Source organism: Lentzea fradiae (assembly GCF_900100955.1).
Lineage (GTDB): Bacteria > Actinomycetota > Actinomycetes > Mycobacteriales > Pseudonocardiaceae > Lentzea > Lentzea fradiae.
Genome location: NZ_FNCC01000002.1, coordinates 28,658 through 52,275, shown reverse-complemented (window position 1 = coordinate 52,275; position 23,618 = coordinate 28,658). Strand labels below are relative to the sequence as shown.

The 23,618-nt window shown below is 70.7% G+C and carries 27 protein-coding genes; 13 read left to right on the top strand and 14 right to left on the bottom strand.

Features of this window, described 5'->3' with window-relative positions:
- Positions 1 to 2: 2 nt before the first annotated feature.
- From BLT23_RS04180 to BLT23_RS04165, 4 genes are all read right to left on the bottom strand, one after another.
- The gene (locus BLT23_RS04180) at positions 3 to 686 is read right to left on the bottom strand and encodes a DUF6802 family protein (RefSeq protein WP_090045874.1); all 684 of its coding nucleotides are present in this window, start codon (positions 684 to 686) and stop codon (positions 3 to 5) included.
- Between the two features lie 88 nt (positions 687 to 774).
- Entirely contained in the window at positions 775 to 2,595 is a 1,821-nt protein-coding gene (locus tag BLT23_RS04175; RefSeq protein WP_090045872.1) for a dynamin family protein, read from the bottom strand.
- Positions 2,592 to 2,957 carry a nucleotide exchange factor GrpE gene (grpE, locus tag BLT23_RS04170; protein ID WP_090045871.1) on the bottom strand — a complete coding sequence of 122 codons (366 nt, stop codon included), beginning with the start codon at positions 2,955 to 2,957 and terminating at the stop codon, positions 2,592 to 2,594. The genes BLT23_RS04175 and grpE overlap by 4 nt, the downstream gene beginning before the upstream one ends.
- Positions 2,954 to 4,456, bottom strand: a complete 1,503-nt coding sequence (locus BLT23_RS04165; RefSeq protein ID WP_090045868.1) for a dynamin family protein — start codon at positions 4,454 to 4,456, stop codon at positions 2,954 to 2,956. Before BLT23_RS04165 ends, grpE begins: the two co-directional genes overlap by 4 nt.
- Before the next feature lie 54 nt (positions 4,457 to 4,510).
- On the opposite strand from BLT23_RS04165, the gene BLT23_RS04160 reads away from it, so the two are divergent.
- Positions 4,511 to 4,948 (top strand): hypothetical protein, encoded by a 438-nt coding sequence (locus tag BLT23_RS04160; protein ID WP_090045866.1) that lies wholly within the window; start codon positions 4,511 to 4,513, stop codon positions 4,946 to 4,948.
- Here the strand turns inward: BLT23_RS04160 and BLT23_RS04155 are convergent.
- Entirely contained in the window at positions 4,933 to 5,301 is a 369-nt protein-coding gene (locus tag BLT23_RS04155; protein WP_090046800.1) for a GntR family transcriptional regulator, read from the bottom strand. The two genes, BLT23_RS04160 and BLT23_RS04155, sit on opposite strands and share 16 nt — an antisense overlap.
- Positions 5,298 to 5,966: a hypothetical protein gene (locus tag BLT23_RS04150; RefSeq protein ID WP_143035814.1), complete on the bottom strand. Its 669-nt coding sequence runs from the start codon at positions 5,964 to 5,966 to the stop codon at positions 5,298 to 5,300. The genes BLT23_RS04155 and BLT23_RS04150 overlap by 4 nt, the downstream gene beginning before the upstream one ends.
- 120 nt (positions 5,967 to 6,086) lie before the next feature.
- Between BLT23_RS04150 and BLT23_RS04145 the strand changes: the two genes are divergently transcribed.
- Together BLT23_RS04145 and BLT23_RS04140 are read left to right on the top strand one after the other, a co-directional pair.
- Entirely contained in the window at positions 6,087 to 7,262 is a 1,176-nt protein-coding gene (locus BLT23_RS04145) for a sensor histidine kinase (protein ID WP_342713636.1), read from the top strand.
- A 9-nt stretch (positions 7,263 to 7,271) separates the two neighbouring features.
- Positions 7,272 to 7,928: a response regulator gene (locus BLT23_RS04140; protein ID WP_090045863.1), complete on the top strand. Its 657-nt coding sequence runs from the start codon at positions 7,272 to 7,274 to the stop codon at positions 7,926 to 7,928.
- Between the two features lie 209 nt (positions 7,929 to 8,137).
- Here the strand turns inward: BLT23_RS04140 and BLT23_RS04135 are convergent, their stop codons facing one another.
- The 3 genes from BLT23_RS04135 to BLT23_RS04125 are packed head-to-tail and all read right to left on the bottom strand — an operon-like array spanning position 8,138 to position 10,063.
- Positions 8,138 to 9,049: an SDR family oxidoreductase gene (locus BLT23_RS04135; protein WP_245743603.1), complete on the bottom strand. Its 912-nt coding sequence runs from the start codon at positions 9,047 to 9,049 to the stop codon at positions 8,138 to 8,140.
- Between the two features lie 7 nt (positions 9,050 to 9,056).
- Positions 9,057 to 9,536 carry a pyridoxamine 5'-phosphate oxidase family protein gene (locus BLT23_RS04130; RefSeq protein ID WP_090045860.1) on the bottom strand — a complete coding sequence of 160 codons (480 nt, stop codon included), beginning with the start codon at positions 9,534 to 9,536 and terminating at the stop codon, positions 9,057 to 9,059.
- Complete coding sequence (locus BLT23_RS04125) at positions 9,536 to 10,063, bottom strand: TetR/AcrR family transcriptional regulator (RefSeq protein ID WP_090045857.1); 528 nt, start codon at positions 10,061 to 10,063, stop codon at positions 9,536 to 9,538. Before BLT23_RS04125 ends, BLT23_RS04130 begins: the two co-directional genes overlap by 1 nt.
- 47 nt (positions 10,064 to 10,110) lie before the next feature.
- Between BLT23_RS04125 and BLT23_RS04120 the strand changes: the two genes are divergently transcribed.
- The gene (locus tag BLT23_RS04120; RefSeq protein WP_090045854.1) at positions 10,111 to 10,899 is read left to right on the top strand and encodes an HAD family hydrolase; all 789 of its coding nucleotides are present in this window, start codon (positions 10,111 to 10,113) and stop codon (positions 10,897 to 10,899) included.
- Between the two features lie 6 nt (positions 10,900 to 10,905).
- Here the strand turns inward: BLT23_RS04120 and BLT23_RS04115 are convergent, their stop codons facing one another.
- Positions 10,906 to 11,340 carry a PPOX class F420-dependent oxidoreductase gene (locus tag BLT23_RS04115; protein WP_090045852.1) on the bottom strand — a complete coding sequence of 145 codons (435 nt, stop codon included), beginning with the start codon at positions 11,338 to 11,340 and terminating at the stop codon, positions 10,906 to 10,908.
- A gap of 130 nt (positions 11,341 to 11,470) precedes the next feature.
- Between BLT23_RS04115 and BLT23_RS04110 the strand changes: the two genes are divergently transcribed.
- The 3 genes from BLT23_RS04110 (at position 11,471) to BLT23_RS04100 (ending at position 14,127) form a co-directional block, all read left to right on the top strand.
- Positions 11,471 to 12,382: an ABC transporter ATP-binding protein gene (locus BLT23_RS04110; RefSeq protein WP_090045849.1), complete on the top strand. Its 912-nt coding sequence runs from the start codon at positions 11,471 to 11,473 to the stop codon at positions 12,380 to 12,382.
- Positions 12,383 to 12,387: 5 nt separating this feature from the next.
- A complete protein-coding gene (locus BLT23_RS04105) occupies positions 12,388 to 13,137 on the top strand; it encodes a hypothetical protein (protein ID WP_090045846.1) in 750 nt (249 codons plus the stop codon).
- Between the two features lie 87 nt (positions 13,138 to 13,224).
- Complete coding sequence (locus tag BLT23_RS04100) at positions 13,225 to 14,127, top strand: ABC transporter ATP-binding protein (protein WP_090045844.1); 903 nt, start codon at positions 13,225 to 13,227, stop codon at positions 14,125 to 14,127.
- On the opposite strand, the gene mycP is transcribed toward BLT23_RS04100, so the two are convergent.
- On the bottom strand, positions 14,093 to 15,259 hold the full coding sequence (mycP, locus tag BLT23_RS04095) for a type VII secretion-associated serine protease mycosin (protein WP_090045841.1): 1,167 nt from the start codon (positions 15,257 to 15,259) through the stop codon (positions 14,093 to 14,095). The two genes, BLT23_RS04100 and mycP, sit on opposite strands and share 35 nt — an antisense overlap.
- Before the next feature lie 149 nt (positions 15,260 to 15,408).
- Here mycP and BLT23_RS04090 point away from each other — a divergent pair, with 149 nt between their 5' ends.
- The 4 genes from BLT23_RS04090 to BLT23_RS04075 all read left to right on the top strand — a co-directional run bounded on the left by BLT23_RS04090 (position 15,409) and on the right by BLT23_RS04075 (position 19,373).
- Positions 15,409 to 15,900 (top strand): hypothetical protein, encoded by a 492-nt coding sequence (locus BLT23_RS04090; protein ID WP_245743600.1) that lies wholly within the window; start codon positions 15,409 to 15,411, stop codon positions 15,898 to 15,900.
- A 118-nt stretch (positions 15,901 to 16,018) separates the two neighbouring features.
- Positions 16,019 to 16,663, top strand: a complete 645-nt coding sequence (trmB, locus tag BLT23_RS04085; protein ID WP_218133661.1) for a tRNA (guanosine(46)-N7)-methyltransferase TrmB — start codon at positions 16,019 to 16,021, stop codon at positions 16,661 to 16,663.
- A gap of 132 nt (positions 16,664 to 16,795) precedes the next feature.
- A complete protein-coding gene (locus BLT23_RS04080) occupies positions 16,796 to 17,902 on the top strand; it encodes a nitric oxide synthase oxygenase (protein WP_281248818.1) in 1,107 nt (368 codons plus the stop codon).
- A 310-nt stretch (positions 17,903 to 18,212) separates the two neighbouring features.
- Positions 18,213 to 19,373 (top strand): sensor histidine kinase, encoded by a 1,161-nt coding sequence (locus tag BLT23_RS04075; RefSeq protein WP_090046794.1) that lies wholly within the window; start codon positions 18,213 to 18,215, stop codon positions 19,371 to 19,373.
- A 1-nt stretch (position 19,374) separates the two neighbouring features.
- On the opposite strand, the gene BLT23_RS39845 is transcribed toward BLT23_RS04075, so the two are convergent.
- Complete coding sequence (locus BLT23_RS39845) at positions 19,375 to 19,581, bottom strand: hypothetical protein (protein ID WP_143035813.1); 207 nt, start codon at positions 19,579 to 19,581, stop codon at positions 19,375 to 19,377.
- A 222-nt stretch (positions 19,582 to 19,803) separates the two neighbouring features.
- Here BLT23_RS39845 and BLT23_RS04070 point away from each other — a divergent pair, with 222 nt between their 5' ends.
- A complete protein-coding gene (locus BLT23_RS04070) occupies positions 19,804 to 21,111 on the top strand; it encodes an amidohydrolase family protein (RefSeq protein WP_090045829.1) in 1,308 nt (435 codons plus the stop codon).
- A 15-nt stretch (positions 21,112 to 21,126) separates the two neighbouring features.
- Here BLT23_RS04070 and BLT23_RS04065 read toward each other — a convergent pair whose 3' ends face one another.
- Positions 21,127 to 21,798, bottom strand: coding sequence for an SDR family oxidoreductase (locus BLT23_RS04065; RefSeq protein ID WP_090046793.1), 672 nt, complete (start codon positions 21,796 to 21,798; stop codon positions 21,127 to 21,129).
- Between the two features lie 12 nt (positions 21,799 to 21,810).
- On the opposite strand from BLT23_RS04065, the gene BLT23_RS04060 reads away from it, so the two are divergent.
- Positions 21,811 to 22,986 (top strand): MFS transporter, encoded by a 1,176-nt coding sequence (locus BLT23_RS04060; RefSeq protein WP_245743598.1) that lies wholly within the window; start codon positions 21,811 to 21,813, stop codon positions 22,984 to 22,986.
- Here BLT23_RS04060 and BLT23_RS04055 read toward each other — a convergent pair.
- Positions 22,959 to 23,504, bottom strand: coding sequence for a DUF3455 domain-containing protein (locus BLT23_RS04055; protein ID WP_245743596.1), 546 nt, complete (start codon positions 23,502 to 23,504; stop codon positions 22,959 to 22,961). The genes BLT23_RS04060 and BLT23_RS04055 overlap by 28 nt on opposite strands.
- Positions 23,505 to 23,618: the final 114 nt, after the last annotated feature.

Sequence of the window (23,618 nt, the reverse complement as noted above, 5' to 3'; positions counted from 1 at the left end):
CGTCAGTTCGGGCTGATCCACTGTCCCGTGGTGGAATCGATTCGGACGACCCCGTCGAACCGTTCTTGCTCGTACCAGTCGTCCGTCTCGTCCAGAATGCCGCTCTTGGAGTCGGTCACGTACCGGCCGTCGGACTCGATGTGCCCGTGCTCGACCTCGACCCACTCGTCGCCGCGCTGCTCGGACATCGTGACCTCGCCGGATCGGGTGATCTCGGTGGCCACGTCGGCGCGGCCGTCCCCGTCCTTGTCGGTGAACAGCCACGTGTCGCCGTCGTCGTCGCGGACCACGGCGGTGTCGGCCTTGCCGTCGCCGTCGGTGTCCTCGGTCGCCGGGCCGACCTTCCGCTCACCCTGGTCCGTGTCCACGACAATGGTCTGGGAATTCGAGGAATTCGTCTTGTGCGAGACGTCGCCGGGATCGATCGCGACCCATTCTCCGGAAATCTCCTCGAACCGCGCCTGGCTGAGCAGGTTGCCGTCCTTGTCGAACGTGCTCATCAGGTCGGCGTCGCCGTCGCCGTCCGTGTCGGTGAACGCGAGATGACCGCCGTCATCGGTCTCGACCACGGCGGAGTCGTTCACGCCGTCCCTGTCGAGGTCGAAGGTGACGTCGGCGGTGTACTCCTCGTCCTCGACGGTCACCTTCAGCTCGGCGTCGGCCGCACCGTTCTCGTCGATGTACACCGGGACACACCTCCTGCTGGCTCATGTTCCGGTATGACCCACGTTATGCCGGTTTGGTTCCCCGGCCAACCGTTTGACCCCGAGTCGCCTACGCGCGGTCCCGCACGGACCGGATGCGGCCCAGCAGTTCCTCCGCCTTGGACCGGCCCTGCTCCACCTCGGCCAGCTGCCGCGTCACGGACTGCAGCTCGCGGCCGCGTTCGCCCGCCTCCATCCGCAGCGCCCGGTCGACCTCGCGCAGCTCCGCCTCGATCGCCTCGATCCGCTTGGCCAGCGCCTCGTCCAGCGCCAGCGACAGCGCCTGCTCGGCCTCGATCAGCTGCTCGGCGGCCAGCTGGTCCACTGTGGACCGGGCGTCGGCGATGGCGTCGGAGAGCCACTGCTTGACGTGCTGCTTCTCGGCGGTGTGGGTGCGGGTGCGGGCCATCCACCAGCCCGCGCCCAGACCGAGGGCGATGGTCACCGGCAGGACGACGGGGTTCAGCGCCGCGATGCCCAGTCCCGCCAGCGGCATCACGGCCAGCTTGCCCGCGCCCAGGCCGCCGGAGACGCCCATGAACACCAGCAGCTTGTCCTCGGCGGTCGGCGGTCGCTTGTCCTTGGGGCGCACCACGACCGGCGGCTGCTCGCCGCGGGCGAACTGGCCGCGGATCAGCGTCAGCTCCTCCGCGCTGAACAGGGTGGCCAGCACGGCGTCGGTGACCTGCGACAGGCGGGCCGACAGCGCGGTGGAGATGCGGCCGGACACGACCTGCAACGCCGTGTCGACCTGCTGCGGCAGCGACGCGAGGGCGTTGCGGTCGGCGGTGTCGATGGCCTGGCGGTACCAGGTCTGCAGGTCGCGCATCTGCCGGGAGATCTCGTGCGAGTTCTCGACGCGGGCACGCTGGATCTCGCCGCGCAGCCGCACCTGCCAGCCGCGCGTGGACGAACGACGTTCGGTCTGCAGCTCCTCGCGGCGGGCGCGCAGGACCGCGGCCTCGTCCTCGCCCACCGACAGGGCGCGCTGCTCGTGCCGCAGCCGGATCTCCAGCTCGGCCAGCACGGTCGACAGCGCGCGCAACGCGTTCGCCTCGGCCAGCATCCCCGCACGGCCCGCGACCAGCTCCTGCAAGGCCGTCTGCAACGCGGAGACGCCGGACCGCTCGCGCAGCATCGCCGCCGCGTCCGGGTTCGGGGCCTGGCCCGCCATCTCGAACATGCGCGACGACACCGGGTGGAACGGCGCGTCGGCGAAGCGCGGGGCGTGCTCGGCCAGCAACGCCCGGTCGGCGTCGAGGACCTGGCGCCAGCCGCGGTACTGGTCGGTCTTGGTCAACGCGAAGACGACGGTCTCGACGCGGTCGCCGACGCGCTTGAGGAAGTCGAGCTCGCCGCGCGTGAACGGGGACGAGGCGTCGACGACGAACACCAGCGCGGTCGCCGACGTGACGGCCTCCAGCGCCAGCTCGCCGTGGACCGACTCCAGGCCGCCGACGCCGGGCGTGTCGACGACGGACATGCGTTCCAGCAACGGGATCGGCGCGTCGACCTCGACGTAGCGCGGCGGCAGCTCGCCCTCGGGCAGCTCGTGCGCGGCGGAGACCCAGTTGATCAGCGCGGGCAGTGGGAACGTCACCGGCGCGAGCACGCCGGGGTAGCAGGCGCGGGCGGCCCACGCCGGGCCGTGCCGGAAGACCAGGTACGTCGAGGTGGCCACGTCGGCGTCGACCGGCGACACCCCGGGCGTGGCGAGCAGGGCGTTGACGAGCGAGGACTTGCCGCGGTTCGTCTCGCCGACGACCACGACCGACGACACCTCGGGGGTCGAGCGGCGCGACACCCAGTCGGCCATCGCCGGGTCGAGCTCGCGCACGACGGCGGTGAGGCGTTCGCGCGTCTGCCGGACGGTCTGGGAGAGGCTGCTCATCGGGCGGTGTAGACCGTCACGATGGGCGCCCGCAGCACGCGGCCGCGGTCGCAGAAGCCCGGCACCTCGGTCTCGGCGACGAGGCCCTGCAACGACAGGTCGTCCGTCGGCACGGTGCCGCCCGCCTCGTGCCGCGACGGGTCGAACCGCTGGCCGTCGGCGCGGACGGCGACGACGCCGATGGACGAGAGCCCTTCCTCTATCCGCGCGACCACGCCGGCACTGGCGCGGTCCAGCGCGTACAGGCACAGCTGGACCAGCGCCCGGCGTTCCGCCAGAGCCTGGTCGAGCAGCTCGTCGGCAATGGTCTCCACACCGCTTTCCGACGCCTGGCCGGTCCGATCGGTTCCGTCCGCGCTCATCGGTGCCCCCCAGCACGTAGTTGCTGCCAGATCAGGAAGTACGCCCGGTGCACGACGTGCGCGACCCTGGCCTGCGCCGGCGTCGCGCCGAAGGAGGCGAACGACCGCCACCAGCCCGCGCGTTCCAGCGCGTGCGCGGCCAGCTCGGCCACGGGCCGCCCGGCCAGCCCCATCCGGCCCGCGGGGTCCGGGGTGCTGCCGAAGCGCAGCACCTCCTCCGTCAGGTCCGGTGCCAGCGCGACCGCGCCGGACGACACCAGCGTGAGCGCCTCCAGCAACCGCAGCTGGTGCGCCTCCGGCCGGGACAGCAACACCTCGATCGCGTCGTGGACGCGTTGCCGCTCACCGGGGTCACCGGACGCCAGGGACGTGACGGACGCCAGCGCGGCCGCCGCCTTGATGCCGTCGGCACGGGCCCGGAACACCGCGTCCAGCCGTCCGCGCACCGCGGCGAACCCCGAGGCGTCGAACAGCACGCGCCGCAACGCACCCGCCGTCAGCGCCGGTTCGGCGTCCAACGCCTCCAGGGCGCGGCCGATGCCGTAAAGGTCGAGCTTCTCCAGCAACCGCGACCGCACGCCCGCCGCCACGTCGCACTCCCACGACGTGAAGAGGTCGCCGGACATCAGCATCATCGTGCGGGTGTCCGCGTCGAGGGCCGCGAGCTGGCGCAGCGCCTCCGCGTCCGCCGACGTGAACTCACCGGTCTCCGCGGACTCGGCGAGCAGGCTGATCACCGGCAGCACGTCGGCGACCCGCGGCTTGAGCAGCTGGGCCTGCTTGCCGGCGAGGATCTCCGCCGCCCGCCACAGGTCGCCGTCCGCGCCCTCGACGGTCTCCGGCGCGACGGCGTCGACCTTGTTCAACGCGGCGATGGCGTTGACGGGCCCCGCTTCCCGTGACGCGGTGGCGGCGGTGAAGGCCGCGATGGCCGAGTGGTCGTCCGCCCGCACGCCCTGCGTCACGACGTAGAGAACAGCCTCGGCGCCCGCGACCGCGTTGCGGGACACGGGATCGAGCAGCTCCTCGGTGCGGGCGACCGACGCGGCGTCCAGCGAACCGAGGCCCGGGGTGTCGATGACCGTGAAGTCGCGCAGCACCGCGTTCGTCAGGTACGCCTCGATGTGCGAGACGCCCTCCACGCCCAGGGACGCGGGGATCATGCCGTCGGCGTCGAACGGCAGCACCTGCCGCCGTCCGTCGTGGAGCACGACTTCGATGCGGTCGACGGTCCCGTACTGGTAGCGCGTCACGAGCCGGGTGCACTCGCCGACGTCGGTCGGGGCGACGCGACGGCCGATCAACGCGTTGACGAGCGTCGACTTCCCGGACTTGATCCGGCCCGCCACCGCGACCTGCAACGGGGCGTGCAGGCGGCGCAGCACCTCGCGGAACCCGGCGGCGGTCTGCGGGGAGACCTGTCGTTGCAGCGCAACGCACAGGTTGGCCACCGCCGCGCACAGCGGACCGGCCAGTTGTCGTCCCTGCAACGCCGTCACGGGCACTGATCGTGCCACGGTTTGTGAGCGTGCGTGCTCGGGTACTCACCGTGCATGGGTGACAGCTACGTGACGTTCCTAGTGCTGGGGATCGTCCTGGTCGCGATCGACGGCCAGCTGATCTACCACAGCGGCAAGGGATACCTCAAGCGCGCCTCGTACGACGAGGAGCAGGTCGGCGGCATGATGAAGCTGACGGCCGTGCTGTTCCACCTCGTCGTGCTCGGGCTGCTGGCGCTCGTGTCGACGATCAACATCGAGACGGGCGACAGCGTGAAGAACGTGGTCGTGAAGCTGGGCATCGTGCTGCTGCTGCTGGCACTGGCTCACGGCGTGACGATGGCGATCCTGGCCAGGATCAGGGATCGCCAGCTCCAGCAGCAGCTCGCGGACCAGATGGCCGAGGAGCACCGCATCTACGAGGAACGCCACGCGCACGTCGGCGAACCGCGGCCCGCGCCCAAGATCGAGTCGCCCTACTCACCCAAGTAGTGGGCTCGCACGGCGTTCAGCGCCTCCCCCTCGCTGGCGCCGAGCGATCGAGCCACGGCGACGAACTCCGCCGCTGCGGCGGAGAGCGGGTCCGGTGCATGCGAAGGCAGGGCAGCCACCACGGTGCCCTGCCTTCGTCCTGTCGTGAGGACGCCCTCGACCTCCAGCTCCCGGTACGCCCGCGCGACGGTGCCCGCGGCGAGCCCGAGGTCGGCGGCGAGCTGCCGGATGGTCGGCAGCCGGGCACCGACCGGCAGCACCCCGCCGGAGATCAGCCGCACGAGCTGGTCCCTGACCTGGCGCCAGGGCGCGACACCGTTCTCGACGTCGACGACGATCCGGGGAGCGGTCACCACACGATCTTCTTGGACACCACGTTGGTGTTCGCCATCAGCACCCACGCCGCGACGCCGGCCAGCACGAACAGCCCGCCCACGAGCGCACCGGCGACGGCGGCGCCGAGCCCGGCCGACACGTGCACGCTGCGGGTGCGCAACACCCGGTCGACCTCCTCGTCCCCGTCCGAGGGCCGGTTGACCGCGGCCCACATGACCGCCGCCACCGCGGCGACCGACATGACGAGCACGGGCAGCCGCTCGATCCGGAAGTCGGCCAGGAGCAGCACCAGCGCCACGGCCAGCACGAACGCGTACCCGCCCAGCACGTACCGCGACCCGACGTCGAACAGCCCGCGCGGCGCGAGCGACGCCACCCGCTGCCGCCCTTCCCTCGGCAACGACATCGCCAGCAGCTCGGCGAGCAACGTGCCACCGAGCACCACCGCGACGAGCGACACGACACCCCGGCCGCTGCCGAACGGCACCAGCGTCAGCCCCGCGCAGAGCACCGGGTAGAGCACCCGCCGCCGCTTGAGGTACCGCACCGCGTCGTCGATCTGCTCGGCCGACGGGTCGTTCACCCGCCAGCTCTTCAGCAGCCGCTTCCCGGTCGAGCGCGTCGGCCACAGCACGACGAGCAGGACGAGTCCGACAACGGCCGCCTGGAACGCGTCGTACACCTCGCGCACCCCCTCCGGTTTTGTATCAAGACCTCGACACAATAACTCACACTGAAGTAGTAGACGAGGTCAGCCCGTGGCGCGACGCGCGGAAGTTCGGCCCGCACCTAACCTTGAGCGGTGCGGCGGTTCAGCCTGTGGATGAAGGCTCACCCGGCGTTCGGGGACTCCCTGATCGCCGGGTTCTTGTTGCTCTTCGACCTGGGCGTGGCCGCCACAGCGGTGGACCGCGGGGTGTCGTTCTCCGCGTTCCTCGCCGTGACCCTGCTGATGCTCGGCCCCCTGCCGTTCCGCAGGCACCACCCGCTGGGCGCGAGCTACCTGATCCTCGCGGGCGGCTTCCTGCAACTGTTCACCCACGGCGGCAGCAACGGCATCCCGGTCCGAGGCTCCGACTTCGCCCTGGCGGTGGCCCTCTACACGCTCGTCGCGTACGTGGGCCGCAAAGCGGGCCTGGTCTACGCGGCCTGGCTGCTCGCGGGCACGATGCTGTGGGCGATCTTCCAGATCGGCGAGATCCAGGCAGTCCTCCTGGTCTTCCTGGTCTTCGTCATCTTCGGCTTCAGCTGGGCGATGGGCGAGTTCATCGGCGCCCGCCGCGCCTACCAGCGAGAGCTCGAACAACGCCTGGTCCTCCTGGAAACCGAACGCGACCAGCAAGCCAAGATCGCCGTGGGCGAGGAACGCTCCCGAATAGCCAGAGAACTGCACGACGTCGTCGCCCACGCGGTGAGCGTGATGATCGTCCACGCCGACGGCGCCGCCTACGCCATCAGAACCCAGCCGGAGATGGCCGAGAACGCGGTCAGGACGATCGCCGAAACAGGCCGCCTGGCCCTCACCGAGATGCGCCGCCTCCTGGGCGTCCTCCGCAGCGAGGACGCCGAGACCCAGTGGGCCCCCCAGCCGGACGCACGAGGCGTGGTCGAACTGGCCGAGAACACCAGAGCGGCAGGCGTCCCGGTCCGCCTGGAGATAGCGGGCGACGTCGAGAACCTCCCGGCAGGCGTCGGCCTGAGCGTCTACCGCATAGTCCAGGAAGCGCTGACCAACACCATCAAACACGCGGGCACAGGCACCTCGGCCCTGGTCCGCATCGCCAGAACCCCGGAAGAGCTGCGCCTGGAAGTGGTCGACAACGGCTTCGGCACCCCCCACGACGTGGTCAAGGTCTCCGGCGGCAACGGCCTCATCGGCATGCGCGAACGAGCAGCCGTCCTGGGCGGCGACTTCGAAGCGGGCCCCAACCCGGGCGGCGGCTGGCGGGTCCGCGCGACATTCCCACTAGCCGCATAGGGTGATCGAGTGATTCGGGTGCTGCTGGTAGACGACCAGGAACTCATGCGCATGGGCTTCCGCATGGTGCTGGGCGCACAAGAGGACATCGACGTGATCGGCGAAGCAGGCGACGGCCTGGACGCAGTCCAGATGGCCGAAAAGCTCCGCCCCGACGTAGTCCTCATGGACGTCCGCATGCCAGTGCTGGACGGCGTGGAAGCAACAAAACGCATCGCCGCGGCAGACACGGCCAAGGTCCTGGTGATGACCACCTTCGACATGGACGAGTACGCCCTCTCCGCCCTCCGCAACGGAGCAAGCGGCTTCCTGCTGAAGGACACACCCCCGGCAGACCTGGTCTCGGCCCTCCGAGCAGTGGCCTCAGGCGACGCGGTGGTCTCCCCGTCGGTGACCAAACGCCTACTGGGCCGCTTCCTCGGCGACGGCGGCGGCGAGCTCCGCGACGCCACCGTCCTCGACGTCCTGACCGAACGCGAACGAGAGGTCCTGGTCCTCATCGCCAAGGGCCTGTCGAACACCGAGATCGCCAGGAAGCTCTTCCTGTCCGAAGCGACGGTGAAGACCCACGTGGGCAGAATCCTGGCCAAGCTGGAACTACGCGACCGCGTACAAGCAGTGGTCCTGGCCTACGAAACCGGCCTGGTACGCCCTGGCGACGCCTAAGCACTTCCAGAAGTGCTGTCCGTGACGACGCCCTTCTCTTTCGTGTTTCCCGGAGAACACGCGGGGACCCTACGTATCATGCACGAGTACGCGGGGTCCCCGCGTCCAAAGTCACGTCACGCAGAGGCGTCGGTGGCCGCTAGCCGGATGACACGCGGGCGGGGGAGCAGGAACGGCGGGACAGAACCTCTGGCGCGGCGCAACGGCGCTCAGCGGTACTCGACCGGATCAGCCGAGACAGCGACTCCGGCCTCCCGGGGCTTCACCACCTCCTCGTACCACCGCCCCCAGTCGGGCCGCGACCCGTCGAGATCGGTGAACCCGTACTCCCGCATCAACCGCCAAGACGACAGACACCGCCCGGCAAACCGCCGCCGCTCCGAATCCCCGGCCAGACAGGCGATTCCCCGCCCCAGATAATGCGGAGTCTCCGACAACGCGTAGTCGGGAACCTTCTCCACGGCATCCCGCCAGTTGGCCTCGGTGACCCCGAACCCCTCCAGCATCTGCTCAGACCTCAGAAACCCAGGCGTAGCGGACAAAGCCGTGACAGCGGGAAACTCCGCAAGATCCTTCGCCAGAACCTCCCCGAACCGCCGAACAGACGCTTTGACCGCGTCGTACGGCAGGTTGACGAAGTAAGCCTCCCCGTCCTCCCCGTCGGTGACCTCGACCACCAACGCGTCAGAAGACCGCAACACCAACGGCATCAACCGATGCAACGCGACCAGATGCGACTCCACCCCGTTCCGCCACATCCGCAACTGCCGCTCGAGATCGTGCTCCCAGAACTTCCCCCACTCGACGAGGTTCTCCCCACCCCAAGCGTTGTCGACGAGAACATCGATCCGATCACCGACAGCGGCAGCGAACGCGTCCACATCGGACGGAACAGTGAAGTCGCACCGGACAGCGACCCCCTTCCCGCCGGCGGCGGACACCAGTTCCGCCGTCTCCTCGATCGTCTCGTCCCGCCCGACATCGGACCGCGAGTTCCGGGTGGTGCGACCACCCACGAAAACAGTGGCCCCAGCCGCCCCCAGCTCGACGGCGATGGCCCGCCCGGCACCACGAGTGCCACCCGTGACCACAGCGACCTTCCCGCTCAGGTCAGGCGGCACGTACCCCTCACTTCTTGACGACACGACGAACTCCCCGCCCCTCTCCCCACGACAGAACAACCATCTCGTCCCCCTCGACCGTCAGCTGCACGACCTCGTTCACGTCGAACCGGAAGAGGTCGATCTCCTCGGGGGCCGGCTTCCACCCGGTCCGTTCGAACAGCTCGGCCAGGTACAGCTCCTTGTCCGCGCACAGCTCAGCGGTCCCGCTGATCTTCGCGTCGCCGTCCGACGTCATCGACGCGACGGTGCTCACGCAGTGCAGCGCGAACCGCGAATCCCGTTGCAGGTCACGGGACTTCAGCGAGCCGGGCATCATCCCCGCCCACAGCTCCCCGCGCGAGAAGTCGGGCTCCACCCCGCTGATCCGGGGCGCTCCGTCCTTCCGCAACGTCGCGATCATCGCGTGCCGATCAGCGGCGAACCGTCCCTCCACGAACGCCGCCATCTCCGGCTGCTCGGCGGCGAACTCACCCCACGTGGCCATCAGCGCATCCCCTTCAACACCATGTCGACGTCCTCGGCCGTCCGCGTCAGCAGGTCCCCCCGCGGCCGGACCGACCAGTCCATCGAGATCCCGTACACCAGCGCGGCCAGCACCCGCGCCGCACCGGCCGGCAGGCCCTCCCGCGCGCAGAGCGCCTCCAGCTCCTCCTCCAGCACCGCGTAGTGCCTGGCCAGCAGCGCGCGCAGCTCCGGGTCGATCAGGTCGACACCGAGCTGCGCCAGGTTGTTGGTGGCCACCACCGGGTCCGCCAGCCGGTCGAACCACGTCAGCAGCGCCTCGCGCACGGAACCGGCCGCGCGCGTCCTGCGGACGACCTCCTCGGTCCCCGCCCTGGTCAGCGCCTGGAGCAACCCGCTCTTGGACCCGAACCGCTTGGCCACCGCCCCCACCGAGACCCCGGCCTCCGCCGCCACGTCGGCGATGGTGAACTCCGGTCCGCGCCGGTCGATGACGGCCGCGACGGCGGCCAGGACGCGTTCGTCGGTGATGGTGCGAGGCCGTGCCACGGGGTTAGTGAACCACAATTCACTAATGCTCGCCTAGGGTGGTGCCAGTGAACTGGAGACCCCGCCTGGTGGCGCTGGACATCGACGGAACCCTGACCGGGGTCGGCTCGAACGACATCTCGCCCGCGGTGAAGGCGGCGATCACCCGCGTGACGGACCACGGCGTCAAGGTCGTGCTGTCCACCGGGCGGAGTTTGGTCGGCGTCACCCCGATCGCCGCCCAGCTGCCCGTCTCGTTCGCCCTCTGCTCGAACGGCGCCGTGTGGTGGGACCCGGCCACGCGGGAGATCCCGAAGCGCACGACGTTCGACCCCGGTCCGGCCGTCGAGAAGCTGCGGGCGCTGCTGCCCGGCAGCGTGTTCGCGGTCGAGCGGACCGGCGTCGGCAACCTCAGCCTCGGCCGCTTCCTGCCCGGCGACCTGTGGGGCGAGACGGTCGACGCGACGTTCGACGAGATCGCCGCCACCCCGACGCCGCGGCTCGTCCTGCGCTGGCTCGACCGCACCCCGGCCGAGCTGGCGTTCGCGGTGAAGGACCTGCACCTGCCGGGCGTCGAGTGGACGACCGACCACACCGAGGCGTGGCTGACCGTCGTCCCGGCGGACGTCACGAAGGGCTCCGCGCTGCACGACCTGAGCGGCGAGCTCGGCATCGACCCGCGGGACGCCCTCGCGATCGGCGACGGCTCCAACGACGTCGAGATGCTGAGGTGGGCGGGGCACGGCGTCGCGATGGGGCAGGCACCCGCGCACGTCCAGGCGGTCGCGGACGAGGTCTGCCCCACGGTCCTCGACGACGGCGCGGCACAGGTGCTCGACCGGTTCTTCCCGGCCTGAGCGGGGTCAGTCGGCCACGTTCTGCTTGGCGACGACCTTGTCGACCTTGACCCGGACGACCATCTCGCCGGGCACGCCGTTGCGTTCGGCGTACGCGTCGGCCTGGCCGGCGCCCATGTAACGGGCGGCGGTGCGCCCTGCCCAGTACTTCAGCTGCTCGGGGTCCTCGTCGACGATCGCGCGCCCGGTGACCGTCACGAAGTTGAACGGCGGCGTCTCGTCGTCGAAGCACAGCGCCACCCGCCCGTCGCGCAGGATCGACTTGCCCTTGATCGTGTCGCGCGCGGTGAGGAAGACGACGTCGGGGCCGTCGAGGTCCACCCAGACCGGCGCGACGTGCGGGGACCCGTCCTTGCGGGTGACCGCGAGCTTGCCGGTGCGGGCGGGCGTGGCCAGGACGAACTCGCGCCACCAGCCCTCGGGGGCATCGGTGTATCCCATGTGGCTCATTCAACTACGACCGAGGTAGCGGCACCCGGCGACGGAAGTTGACGCACGCGCAGACTCCAGGGCGATGTGGCGGTGGCCCCCGGCGTTGGAGAGTGTTCCCAACACCGAGAGGGGAACGAAGATGATCGAGGCAATCGGCCTCACCAAGAGATACGGCAGGACGGTCGCGGTCGACGACCTGTCGTTCACCGTCCAGCCAGGACAGGTGACCGGCTTCCTCGGTCCGAACGGGGCCGGCAAGTCGACCACGATGCGGATGATCCTGGGGCTGGACCGCCCGACGGCAGGCCGCGTGCTGATCGACGGGAAGCCCTACACCGACCTGAACCGTCCACTGCGGACGGTCGGCGCGCTGCTCGACGCGAAGTGGGTGCACCCCAACCGGTCCGCCCGCGCCCACCTGAGCTGGCTCGCGAAGTCCAACGGCCTGCCGAAGGAGCGCGTCGGGCAGGTGCTCGACGCCGTCGGCCTCACGCAGGTGGCGAACAAGAACGCCGGCGGGTTCTCGCTCGGCATGTCGCAGCGGCTGGGGATCGCCGCGGCACTGCTCGGCGACCCGAAGGTGCTGCTGTTCGACGAGCCGGTCAACGGCCTCGACCCGGAGGGCATCCTCTGGATCCGCACGTTCATGCAGAACCTCGCCGCGGAGGGCCGCACCGTCCTGGTGTCGAGCCACCTGCTGTCGGAGATGGCGCTGACCGCGAGCGAGCTGGTGGTGATCGGCAGGGGGAAGCTGATCACCCAGACGAGCACGCAGGAGTTCATCGACCGCTCGACGGGGAACACGGTCCTGGTGCGCAGTCCCCAGGCTTCGAAGCTGGGTCCGCTGCTCGTGGACAAGGGCTTCACGGTGCACGACGGCACGGACGGCGCGCTGTCCGTCTCGGGTGCCACCAGCGACCAGGTCGGTGACATCGCCGCCGCCAACGGTGTCGTGCTGCACGAGCTGAGCACCCAGCGCGCTTCGCTCGAAGAGGCGTTCATGCAGCTGACGGGCGATGCTGTCGAGTACCACGCAGAGATCGGGAAGTGAGTCTGATGACCCTGTTGGCAGTCGAGAGAATCAAGCTCTTCTCCACGCGTTCGCCCTACTGGTGCAGCGCTCTCGCCCTGGCACTCGGCGTCGGCATCACCGCGATCTTCGCGGCGGCGAGCGACGGACCGATCCCGCTCGGGCTCACCCAGATCGGCAGCGGCCAGCTCGCGATCGCCGTGGTGCTCGTGATGGCGGCGCTCGCCGTCACCACCGAGTACCGCTTCCAGACCATCCGCGCCACCTTCCTCGCGGTGCCGAACCGCACGTCGGCGCTCGTCGCGAAGACGGTCGTGGTCGCGTTCATCGCCGCACTGCTCGGCGAGATCGTCGCCTTCGGCTCGTGGGGTGTCGCCAAGCTCATCTCGCCGGAGTCCGACCTGGCGATCAACACCGCCGCCGAGTGGCGCCACGTGGCGGGCATCGGCCTGATCTACGCCTTCGGTGCGGTCATGGCCGTCGCCATCGGCATCCTGGTCCGCCAGAGCGCCGGTGCCATCGCGATCCTGCTGGTGTGGCAGATGCTCGCCGAGAACCTGATCGGCATCATCCCGAAGGCCGGCGTCAAGATCCAGGCGTGGCTGCCCTTCATGAACGCCAGCCACTTCCTGTCGATGGGCTCCGACAGCCCAGAGCAGGGCGGGCAGGGCGTCGACTTCAAGTTGAGCGAGTGGGGTTCGTTCGGCTACTTCGCCGGCATCGCCGTCGCGTTGCTGGTGGTCGCGCTGGTCGTCGCCAAGAGGCGGGACGCGTGACCGGGTAGGGGGAGCGGGACGTGGGTCGGCCGTCGGGGGACGACCCACGTCCCGATCAGTCGTTTCGAGCGAGCAACGGGAGAGGCCATGATCGAAGCAGTGGGGTTGCGCAAGCACTACGGCCGGACCAAGGCCGTCGACGACCTGTCGTTCACCGTCCGGCCCGGCCGCGTGACCGGGTTCCTCGGCCCGAACGGCGCGGGCAAGTCCACGACCATGCGGATGATCCTCGGCCTCGACACGCCCACCGGGGGTGACGTCAAGATCGACGGCAGGCACTACGCCGACTTCAAGGAGCCGCTGCGCAAGGTCGGCGCGCTGCTCGACGCGAAGTGGGTGCACCCCAACCGCTCCGCCCGCGCCCACCTGAAGTGGCTCGCGGTGTCCAACCGGATCCCGGTCAGCCGGGTGGACGAGGTGCTGGAGGTCGTCGGCCTGTCCGAGGTCGCCGGCAAGAACGCGGGCGGGTTCTCGCTCGGCATGGCGCAGCGGCTCGGCATCGCGGGCGCGTTGCTCGGCGACCCCGAGGTGCTGCTGTTCGACGAGCCGGTCAACGGCCTCGACCCCGAGGGCATCCTGTGGATCAGGCAGTTCCTGCACCGGCTCGCGGACGAGGGCCGCACGGTGTTCGTGTCGAGCCACCTGCTGTCGGAGATGGCGCAGACCGCGCAGGAGCTCGTCGTGATCGGCAAGGGGCAGCTGATCGCGCAGACCTCGACCGAGCAGTTCATCGCCGACGCCACCCAGGACCACGTCCGGGTGCGGTCACCGCAGGCGGTGCGGCTGCGCGAGCTGCTCGCCGCGTCCGCGACGGTCACCGAGGACCCGGCGGGCAACGCGCTGGTCGTGCAGGGGCTGCCCGCGGACAGGATCGGCGAGCTCGCGGCGGAGCACGGGATCGTCCTGCACGAGCTCAGCCCTCAGCGCGGGTCGCTGGAGGAGGCTTTCATGCAGCTCACCAGGGAGTCGGTGGAGTACCAGGCGCACTGACGGACCGGGGGCGCCGCGACCTGGCCGCGGGCACCGCGATCAGCAGTCCCGTCAGCACAGCGGTGCCACCGGGGACGGCGGCGACGAACGGGAGCCGGTCCGCGACGTCGGCGACCGGCTCCGCGGCGGGCTGGGCGGCCGGAGGCGGTGTCGTCGACGGCCTCGGCGCGGGCAGCAGCGGGTTGCGCTCCACGGGCGGGAGCCGTGTGCTCAGCGCGGCCACCGGGTCGACCACGCCGAACCCGGTCGCCTCGTCCCTGCCCGGTCCCGCGATGTCCGTCGCGGTGCTGACCAGCACGTTCACGACGTCCTTCGCCGCCATCCCCGGATGTCTCGCCCTGACCAGCGCGGCGACCCCGGCGACGATCGCCGACGCCGCGCTCGTGCCGTCCATCTCGGCGTACCCGCTCGCGTAGACGCTCATCGGCGCCGTGGTGACGATGCCGACCGCCGGTGCCGCGAGCGCGGTGTCCGGGCCGACGTTGGACGACCGCCACGGCCGCCCGTCGCGGTCCGTTCCCGCGACCGCGACCACCCCGCCGATGTTGGCGGGCGCGGAGACCACCCCGTCCTCGTTGCCGGTGGCGGCGACGAGGACGACGTCCTTGTCCATGGCGTAGTTCACGGCCTTGACCAGCGTCGGCGTCAGCGAGCTGGAGAAGCCGAGGGACAGGTTGACGACCTTGGCACCGTGGTCGGCCGCCCACCTGATGCTCTCGCCGACGGTGTCGAGCGCGAACCTGTCCTTCTCGTCGACGCTCGCGACCGGGAGGATCTTCGCGCCGGGAGCGATGCCGAGCGCACCGCCGCCGCGGCCGGTGGCGGCGATGATCCCGGCCATCCCCGTGCCGTGACCGTCGGTGTCGGTGGTGCCGTCCGTGCCCTTCGACCTGCCGAAACCCACTCCCGGCAGGACCTGTCCCACGAGGTCGGGGTGCCGTGCGTCGACGCCGGAGTCGATCACCGCGACGACCACGCCCTCGCCGCGGGTCAGGTCCTGCGCGGCGTGGACGTCCAGCGCGTCCAGGTGCCACTCCTGCTCCTCGACCGTCTGCGCGGCCAGCAGCAACGGCAGCACGACGGCGAGCGCGGGCAGCAACGGCACGTCGGCTACATCGCGTTTCCACCACATGGTGCAACGTGCTCGGGGTCACAACGTGAGTAAGGGCGCTGTTAACAATCAGTGAAGATGGACAATTCGGACAACCCTGGCGTTTGGCTTCCCGTTCAATGGGGTTATCCCCAGCCCGGAGGTGGCCTGTGGCGGTTCATGTCGAAGCAATGCTCAGCCTCGAGTGGTCGGAAGCGCTCGAGGTGCCCAACTCCCCCGGTCTCGCCGGAACGCCGGCCGAGACCCGCGGTTCGTGGGTGAACAAGGCGGACGAGGACCAGGTCCTCACGACCTACCGGTCGGTGAGAGCGGCGGGCAGCGCCCCGGCGCCGTGGTGGTTGCGTGCGCTCGACCGCGGGAAGCTCTCGTCCCGCGCCGAGGGGCACGCCGTCGAGGACGCGGTGACGGCACTGCTGTCCGTGCGTCCCGGATGGGTGTTCGTGCCCTGGGCGGACTTCGGTGAGGTCGGCTACTGGGAGTACGTCCCCTCCGAAAGCGGGGTCTACGGCCCGGCGACACCGACGACCGTGCAGTTCACCGACTCCCACCGCGGGTGGATCCACCTCGTTCCGGCGCACCACGGCCCCGGCCAGGCGCAGCCCATCGACTTCACCGTCGCTGACCTGCGCGCGCAGATCGAGGACATCGAATTGATCGCGTAGGCCGTGTCCTGCGGGCCTCTCGCCGAACGGGCCCGCAGGACACGACCTAGACTGTGCGGTCGTGACCCGGCCTGAGTTCCCCCGTTCCGTCGTCAGCTTCGTCCAGCGCGGCGAGCGCATGACCGTCGGGCAGGAACGCGCCTGGGAGACGTACTGGGAGAAGATGGGCAACGACGTGAAGTCGCTGCCGGAGGGCCCGGTCGACTTCGACTCGTGGTTCGGCCGCTCCGCCCCGGTGCTGCTGGAGATCGGTTCCGGCATGGGCGAGACCACCTCGCAGCTGGTCGCCGCCGCCCCCGAGCTCAACTACGTGGCCGTCGAGGTCTACAAGCCGGGGCTTGCCCAGCTGCTGCTGCGCGCCGAGCACCTCGGCGGGCTCGACAACCTGCGCGTGCTGCGCGGTGACGCCGTCGACCTGCTGACCGACCACATCGCGCCCGCGTCGCTGCACGGCGTGCGGATCTTCTTCCCGGACCCGTGGCCGAAGAAGAAGCACCACAAGCGCCGGCTCGTGCAGCCCGAGTTCGTGTCGCTGCTCGCCTCGCGCCTGGAGCCGGGCGGTGTGCTGCACCTCGCGACGGACTGGGAGCACTACGCGGACCAGATGCTGGAGGTCTGCTCCGGCGAGCGGCTGCTGACCAACGTCTTCGACGGCTGGGCGCCGCGACCGGACTGGCGGCCCGTCACGAAGTTCGAGCAGCGGGCCGTGAACGAGGGCCGCGTCTCGCACGACCTGATGTTCCGGCGCAACGACCTCACCTGATCGAGGTCTCAAGCCCGCGGTTTCACCACTACGCGTCTGAGTGTCACTCGGTGGGGTGGCCGGTGTTGATCACCCGAAATGCCCCGAGTGGCAGTGACGCGTGAGGCCGTTCCGGCCATAGGTTCTCGCTTCGTGACCCCCGACGTCCTCCCCGTCGCGGAGGAGTTCGTCCGCATGTTCCACGCGGCGCACTCCGACGCAGGCTCGCTGTCCGCCCGCATCGCCGCGGTGCGCGCCGAGATCGCCGAGACCGGAACCTACCGCCACACCACCGACGAGCTCGCCTACGGTGCGCGGATCGCGCTGCGCGACTCCGGCTGGTGCACCTCCGGCGTGCCGTGGCGCCGGCTGAAGGTCCGCGACCTGCGCGGCTACCGCAACGCCGCCGCCGTCGCCGGCGAGTGCGTCGAGCACCTGCGGCTCGCGACCAACGGCGGCCGGATCCGGCCGCTGGTCACGGTGTTCGCACCGGACGCGCCCGGCTCGCCCGGACCGGTGATCTGGAACGAGCAGCTCGTCCGGTACGCCGGGTACTCCGACGGGACGGGGGACCGGCGCTACGCCCAGTTCACCGAGACGATGCAGGGCATGGGGTGGCGGCCACCCGCTCGGCGGTCGCGGTTCGACCCGCTGCCGCTGGTGGTGGAGACGCAGCACGAGGGACCGCGGCTGTTCACTCTGCCGTCCGAGATCGTGCACGAGGTCCCGCTGGAGCACCCGGACCTGCCGTGGTTCGGCGAGCTCGGGCTGCGCTGGCACGCGGTCCCGGTCATCGCGAACATGCGGCTGTCGATCGGCGGCGTCCACTACCCGGCGGCGCCGTTCAACTCGTGGTTCGTCGGCGCCGAGATCGGCACCCGCTCACTGGCCGAGGAAGGCGCCTACGGCGTGGCCCGCGAGGTCGCCGAGGCGCTGGGCCTCGACACGTCGTCCGAACGCACGCTGTGGCGGGACTTCGCGACCGTTCACCTGAACGCGGCAGTGCTGCACTCGTTCGACAAAGCCGCTGTGACGATCACGGACCACCACGCGGAGGCCCTGCACCGGCTCGCCTGGCTGCGCTCGCGCCAACGCCCGTCCGCGGCACGTCCCGCGTTCCGGCTCGACACCGCCGCCGCGGCGCGCGCACGGACCGGTGCGCCCGCGCGCTTCACCACCGCGGTGGACGAGACACGTCCCCAGCCGACGAGCAGGCTGGCGGAGCTGCTCCGCCAGCAGAACTCGCTGGCCGGCGTCTGACTTCCCCATCACACGCCGGCACCGGGAACCCCCGGGTTCTCCGGCTAGTTCTGCGAGTCGATCATCACGCCCGTGAGGGCCATCAGAGCCAGGACCAACAGGCCGACGACTGCGGCCGCCCAAGTGAACACAACTGACAACACGGTGTCCTCCGTTCCCCGATCACTGCACTCCAGAGTCCGTCACCGCGTTGTCGACCGGCATCCGCCGTGAGGGTATTTCCGCAGGTCGTCCTCTCAGCCTTCTGGCTGATGCCGGGTTATCCCCGAGTCGGACGCGAGGTCACCCGTACGGCCCTACTGTGGTGCGGGTGGAGAGCACGGAACTGAGCTGGCGGTCGCTCGTCAAGCGCCAGTGGCCGCTGGCGTCCTCGCTCGCCGCCATCAGCCTCGCGGAGCTCGCGGCGCTGCAAAGCGTCTTCGGCCTGGTGCAGGTCCTCGGCGGACTGGTCGTCTGCACGGTCGCGGTGCTCGCGCCGTGGCGGCCGCTCGACGCGACGCTGCTCGTGCCGGCGGGCATGATCTGCACGGCCTTCTGCCTGCGGTTGACCGACACCTGGTTCCGCCCGTACTTCTTCGTCAGCGGTGTCAGCGTGTCGATGGTCGGCGCCTCGATGGCGACCATCGCGATCCTCGTGCGCGAGGTCTCCCGCCTGCGCGCGGTGGTCGGCACCGTCCTGATCGTCGCGGCGGTGGTCGGCGCCGAGTTCATCGGCTGGCCGGTGGTGGCGCCCGTCGAGTACCAGACGTGGCAGCCGGACCCGTGGGCGTCCGTGCTCGGCGGAAGCATCCTGCTCGTGCTCGCCGTCGGCACCGGCCTGTACTTCCGGGCACGCGACAGCGAACGCGCGTCTCAGCTGGCGGCGTCCGTCGCGGCGGCCCAGAACGCCGAACGGATGGCGTTGGCGCGGGAGCTCCACGACGTGGTGGCGCACTACGTGACCGCGATCGTCGTGCACGCGAACGCCGGTCAGGTCAACCGGGACGTCGACGTGCTGCCGCTGATCGCCGCGTCCGGCAACGAGGCGCTGACCGCGATGCGCCGCCTCGTCGGCAAGATGCGCGACGGCACCTCGGCCGCCGGTCCCGCCGCGTCCTCGTCGTTGCAGGACGACGTGCGGGCGCTGGCAGACGAGTCCGGCCTGCCGGTGCGGCTCTCGTTCGACCTGCGGGACGCGGTGCCGCAGGAGCTGGCCCGGTCGGTGCTGCGGCTCGTCCAGGAATCCCTGACGAACACCCGGAAACACGCTTCCGCTGTGTCCTCAGTGGACGTTTCGCTGTCGTCGGGTGACGGGATGCTGCACCTGCGCGTGGCCGACGACGGCGTGGCCTCCGGAGCACCGGTCGGCGGTTCGGGCGGGTACGGGATCGTGGGGATGCGCGAGCGCGTGGAGCTGCTCGGCGGGACGTTCTCGGCGGGCAGGCGCGAACCGGCCGGGTGGACGGTCCGCGCCGATCTGCCCGTGACGTGACTCAGCTGTCGTCGCGGATGACGTCGAACTCCTGCGTCATCTCGACATCGCTGGTCTGCTCGTCGTGCTGGGGGTCGATGTCGGCCACTGATGCCTCCGCGTGATCACGCCCGTACCGTGCCGCGTGATCATGCCAACTCAGCGGCGGGTCGGCGGCTTGGGGGTGGCGGGCTTCTGCGCGCGCCGGAAGGTCCCACTGGAGGTGCACGGCTTCTTCGACATGATCAAGAGACGTCCTCGTGGTGTCGACGGTTGCCCGGGAAGCGCAAAGGGCCCGCCGGGGTTGTGCGCGACGAGCCCTTTGATCAGGGAGGAAGTTCTAGGCCGGGGCGGACCCTGGGGGTCGGCCCGCGCCCGACGGGGACAGGATTCCCCCGCGCCCCGGATCCACACATCAATGTGACGGCCGTCACCTGGCAGGATTCTCCGCATGTCATTGCGCCTGCACGCCCCGGTGGTCCTGCCCTGCGACGCGTCCTGCACCGTCCTGCGCGACGCGGTCGTGGACGTCGTGGACGGCCGGATCACCCACGTAGGTGCCGCCGCCGAGGCACCCGCGTTCGACGGCGAGGTCCGCCGCCTGTCCGGCATCCTGCTCCCCGGCCTCGTGAACACCCACGCGCACAGCCCGATGACGGTGCTGCGCGGCCTGGGCTCCGACCTGCCGCTGCTGCGGTGGCTGCAGGAGCAGATGTGGCCCAACGAGGCGAAGATGACCGCCGCCGACATCGGCGCGGGCATGCTGCTCAGCGCCGTCGAGATGCTGCGGTACGGCGTGACGACGTCCGCCGAGATGTACTTCCACGGCAGGGAGCTGGTGTCGTCGGTGCTCGCCGCCGGTTCGCGCGTCGTCTTCGGCGGCGCGATCCTCGACGTGCCGGGCATGGACTGGAAGGCCATGACCGAAGACATCTCGTCGTGGATCGACTCCGACGGCCTCGTGTCCGGTCCCGGCGGCCGCGTCGAGCTCGCCTACGGCCCCCACTCCGCCTACACGCTCGCACCCGCCCAGCTGACCGAGATCGCCGCGGAGGCACGGTCCCGCGGCGCGCTGTTCATGGTGCACGTGGCCGAGTCGCCGTTCGAGGACGAGGCACAGCGCGCCGAGCACGGCTCGGTGCCCGCCCTGCTGAAGGCGTCCGACGTGCTGGGCGGCCGGGTGCTATCCGCGCACTCCGTCCACCTGTCCGACGACGACATCGCGCTGTACGCGGCGGCCGGCGTCGGCGTGGCGCACTGCCCCGGCTCCAACATGAAGCTCGCCTCGGGCATCGCCCGCGTCCCGGAGATGCTGGCGGCAGGCGTCGCGGTCGGCCTGGGCACCGACGGCCCGGCGTCCAACGACGACCTGGACCTGTTCGAGGAAGCCCGCCTGGCCGGGCTGCTGGCCCGCGTGTCGACGATGGACGCGACCGTGCTCACCGCGGCCGGGGTGCTGCTGATGGCCACCCGCGGCGGCGCCCGGGCGCTGGGCCGCACCGACATCGGCGCGCTGGAGACCGGCCGCTGGGCGGATGTCGTGCACGTCTCCGCCGACGACCCGTCGTTCGCCACCGGCCTCGACGCGCCCGACGAGCAGCTGCTCGCCAACCTCGTGTGGGGCTCGGGGTCGCGCGCGGTCATGGACGTGTGGGTGGCCGGCGACCACGTGGTGGCCGGTGGGGAGTCGACCAGGGTGGACCGGGCCGAGGCGCAGGCCGGGGTGGCCGAGGTCGCCCGGCGGCTGCGGTCGAGCTGACCCCGGCGGGACGGCTCAGCGGGTGCGCACGACCACCTCGGTGATGTGGGCGTCCGGCGTCGCCAGCACGGCCGACGCCACCGCCCGCCCCACCGAGGCCGGGTCGATGTACTTGGCCGGGTCGTAGTCGCCGCCCTCCTGGCGGCGCACGTCCTCCTGCATCGGGGTCGCGGTCCGGCCGGGGTACACCGACGTCACGCGCAACGACGGCTCGTCGCCGCGCAGGGCGTCCGCGTAGGCGCGCAGGGCGAACTTCGAGGCCGCGTAGACGCCCCAGCCCGGGTTGGCGTTGCGGCCGGCGCCCGAGTTGATCAGGACGACGTGGCCGCCCGCCTCTCGCAGCCGCGGGAGGAGCAGGTTGGTCAGTTCGGCCACGGCGAAGAGGTTGACGTCGAACGTGCGGCGCCAGTCGTCCCGGGACGCCTCCGCCAGCGGGCCGAGCAGGGCGATGCCCGCGCTGTGCACCAGCACGTCGAGGCGGGAGGCCGCTCCCAGGTCGGCCGAGGCCACGTCGGTCAGGTCGAAGGGCCACGCCGTGGCGCCGGGGAGCTCCGCTGCGAGCAGCGACAACGCCGTCTCGTCGCGTCCACCCAGCAGGAGGTCGTGGGTGGGGGCCAGACTGCGGGCGATGGCCGCGCCGATTCCGCTGGATGCCCCGGTGACGAGGGCGACCGGACGATCACTCATGGGGGGACCATAGTGCCCAGGAAGCTGATCCTGCCGTACCTGTGCGTGTTGTACTTCGTCAACTACCTGGACCGCGTCAACATCGGGTTCGCCGGACCCAACGGCATGTCGGAGGAGCTGCGGCTCTCGGCGACGGTGTTCGGGTTCGCGTCCGGCGTGTTCTTCATCGGCTACCTGCTGCTGGAGGTGCCCAGCAACCTCGCGCTGCACCGGTTCGGGGCGCGCCGGTGGATCGCGCGGATCATGGTCACCTGGGGGATCGTCGCCACCGCGATGGCGTTCGTGCCCAACGGGACCGTGCTGGTCGTGCTGCGGTTCCTGCTGGGGGTGGCGGAGGCCGGGTTCTTCCCTGGCATCATCCTGTACCTGACGTACTGGTACCCGCAGAAGGACCGGGCGCGGATCGTCGCGCTGTTCATGGTGGCGGTGCCGATCTCGACGGCGGTCGGGTCCACGTTCAGCGCGTTGCTGATCGAGTGGTTCGACTGGCGCACCATGTTCCTGATCGAGGGCGTTCCCGCGATCGCGCTGGCGTTCGTGACGTGGTTCTGGCTGCCGGACAAGCCCGCGGAGGCCGTCGAGCAGCCCGCCGAGGAGCACTGGCCGCTGCGGAAGGCGTTGACGCACCCGCGCGTCCTGGCGTTGAGCTTCGTGTACTTCGGGATCGTGTACGGGCTGTACACGCTGGGGTTCTTCCTGCCGACGATCATCAAGGGGCTCGCGCCCGAGGCCGGTGTCGTCGAGCGCGGGCTGATCAACGCGATCCCGTACGTCCTCGGTGCCGTGGCGATGGTCCTGTGGGCCCGGCACGGCGACCGCACGGGGGAGCGGAAGTGGCACGTCGCCGCGCCGATGCTGCTCGGCGGCGCGGCGATCCCGGTCGCGCTCTACCTCGAACACCCGGTCGCGGCGATGGTGGCCGTGTCGGTGTGCGCGATCGGCGTCTGCGCGGCGCTGCCCACGTTCTGGGCGCTGCCGACGAGCTTCCTGGGCGGCACGGCGGCAGCGGGCGGAATCGCGTTGATCAACTCGCTGGGCAACGTGAGCGGGTTCGCCGCTCCCTACGTCACCGGGTGGCTGCACGACCTGACCGGGACCCAGAGGACGGGCCTCTGGGTCGTCGGCGTCACGATGGTCAGCGCGGCCGTCGTCGCCCTGGTTCAGCGGGCTGGCGCGGCGAAGGTGTAGAGCGCTTCGTAGGGCGTGGACGTCTGCTCGCCCTCGGTCGTGCAGCCGCCCGCCGGGGCGAGGCCGCCCTTGGTAGCGAGGCGCTGCACGTAGCTGACGCCCGCGAACACGCCGGTGCCCCTGGTGGTCTTGGCCTGCAACAACAGCTCCGGAACGGCTCCCGTCACGTCGTTGCGCGCGCCGTCGACCGGGGCTGCCTCGACCGCGCTGCCGTCGACGGTGGAGACCCAGACCGGACCTCGCGAGTGCAGGCCGACCGACCGTCCCAGCCGGTCGGCCAGTGTCGCGGCCGGTTCCAAGCCCTTCCAGGCACCGGCGGTACAGGTGTAGGTCTGCACGCCCTTGGCGTGGAACCTGGCGACGACCCGGTGGCCCTGCGGCAGCTGGACCGCGGAGGCGACCCGTGCGTCCGGGCTGTCGAGCAGTGCGGGCGTGGGGGCGGCGGTGGAACCCGCCGCCCCTGCTCCGACGCCGATCAGTGCCGTCGCGACGAGCACGAGACCAGCACGCTTCATCATCACTCACTCCCAAGTGGATAGACAGTGCGACGTGTCCCGGCTGTCCGCGGTGCAGCCACCTGGTCATACGGGCTGGTCGTCGGGCTGGTTCAAACGAGCGCACCACGTGAGACG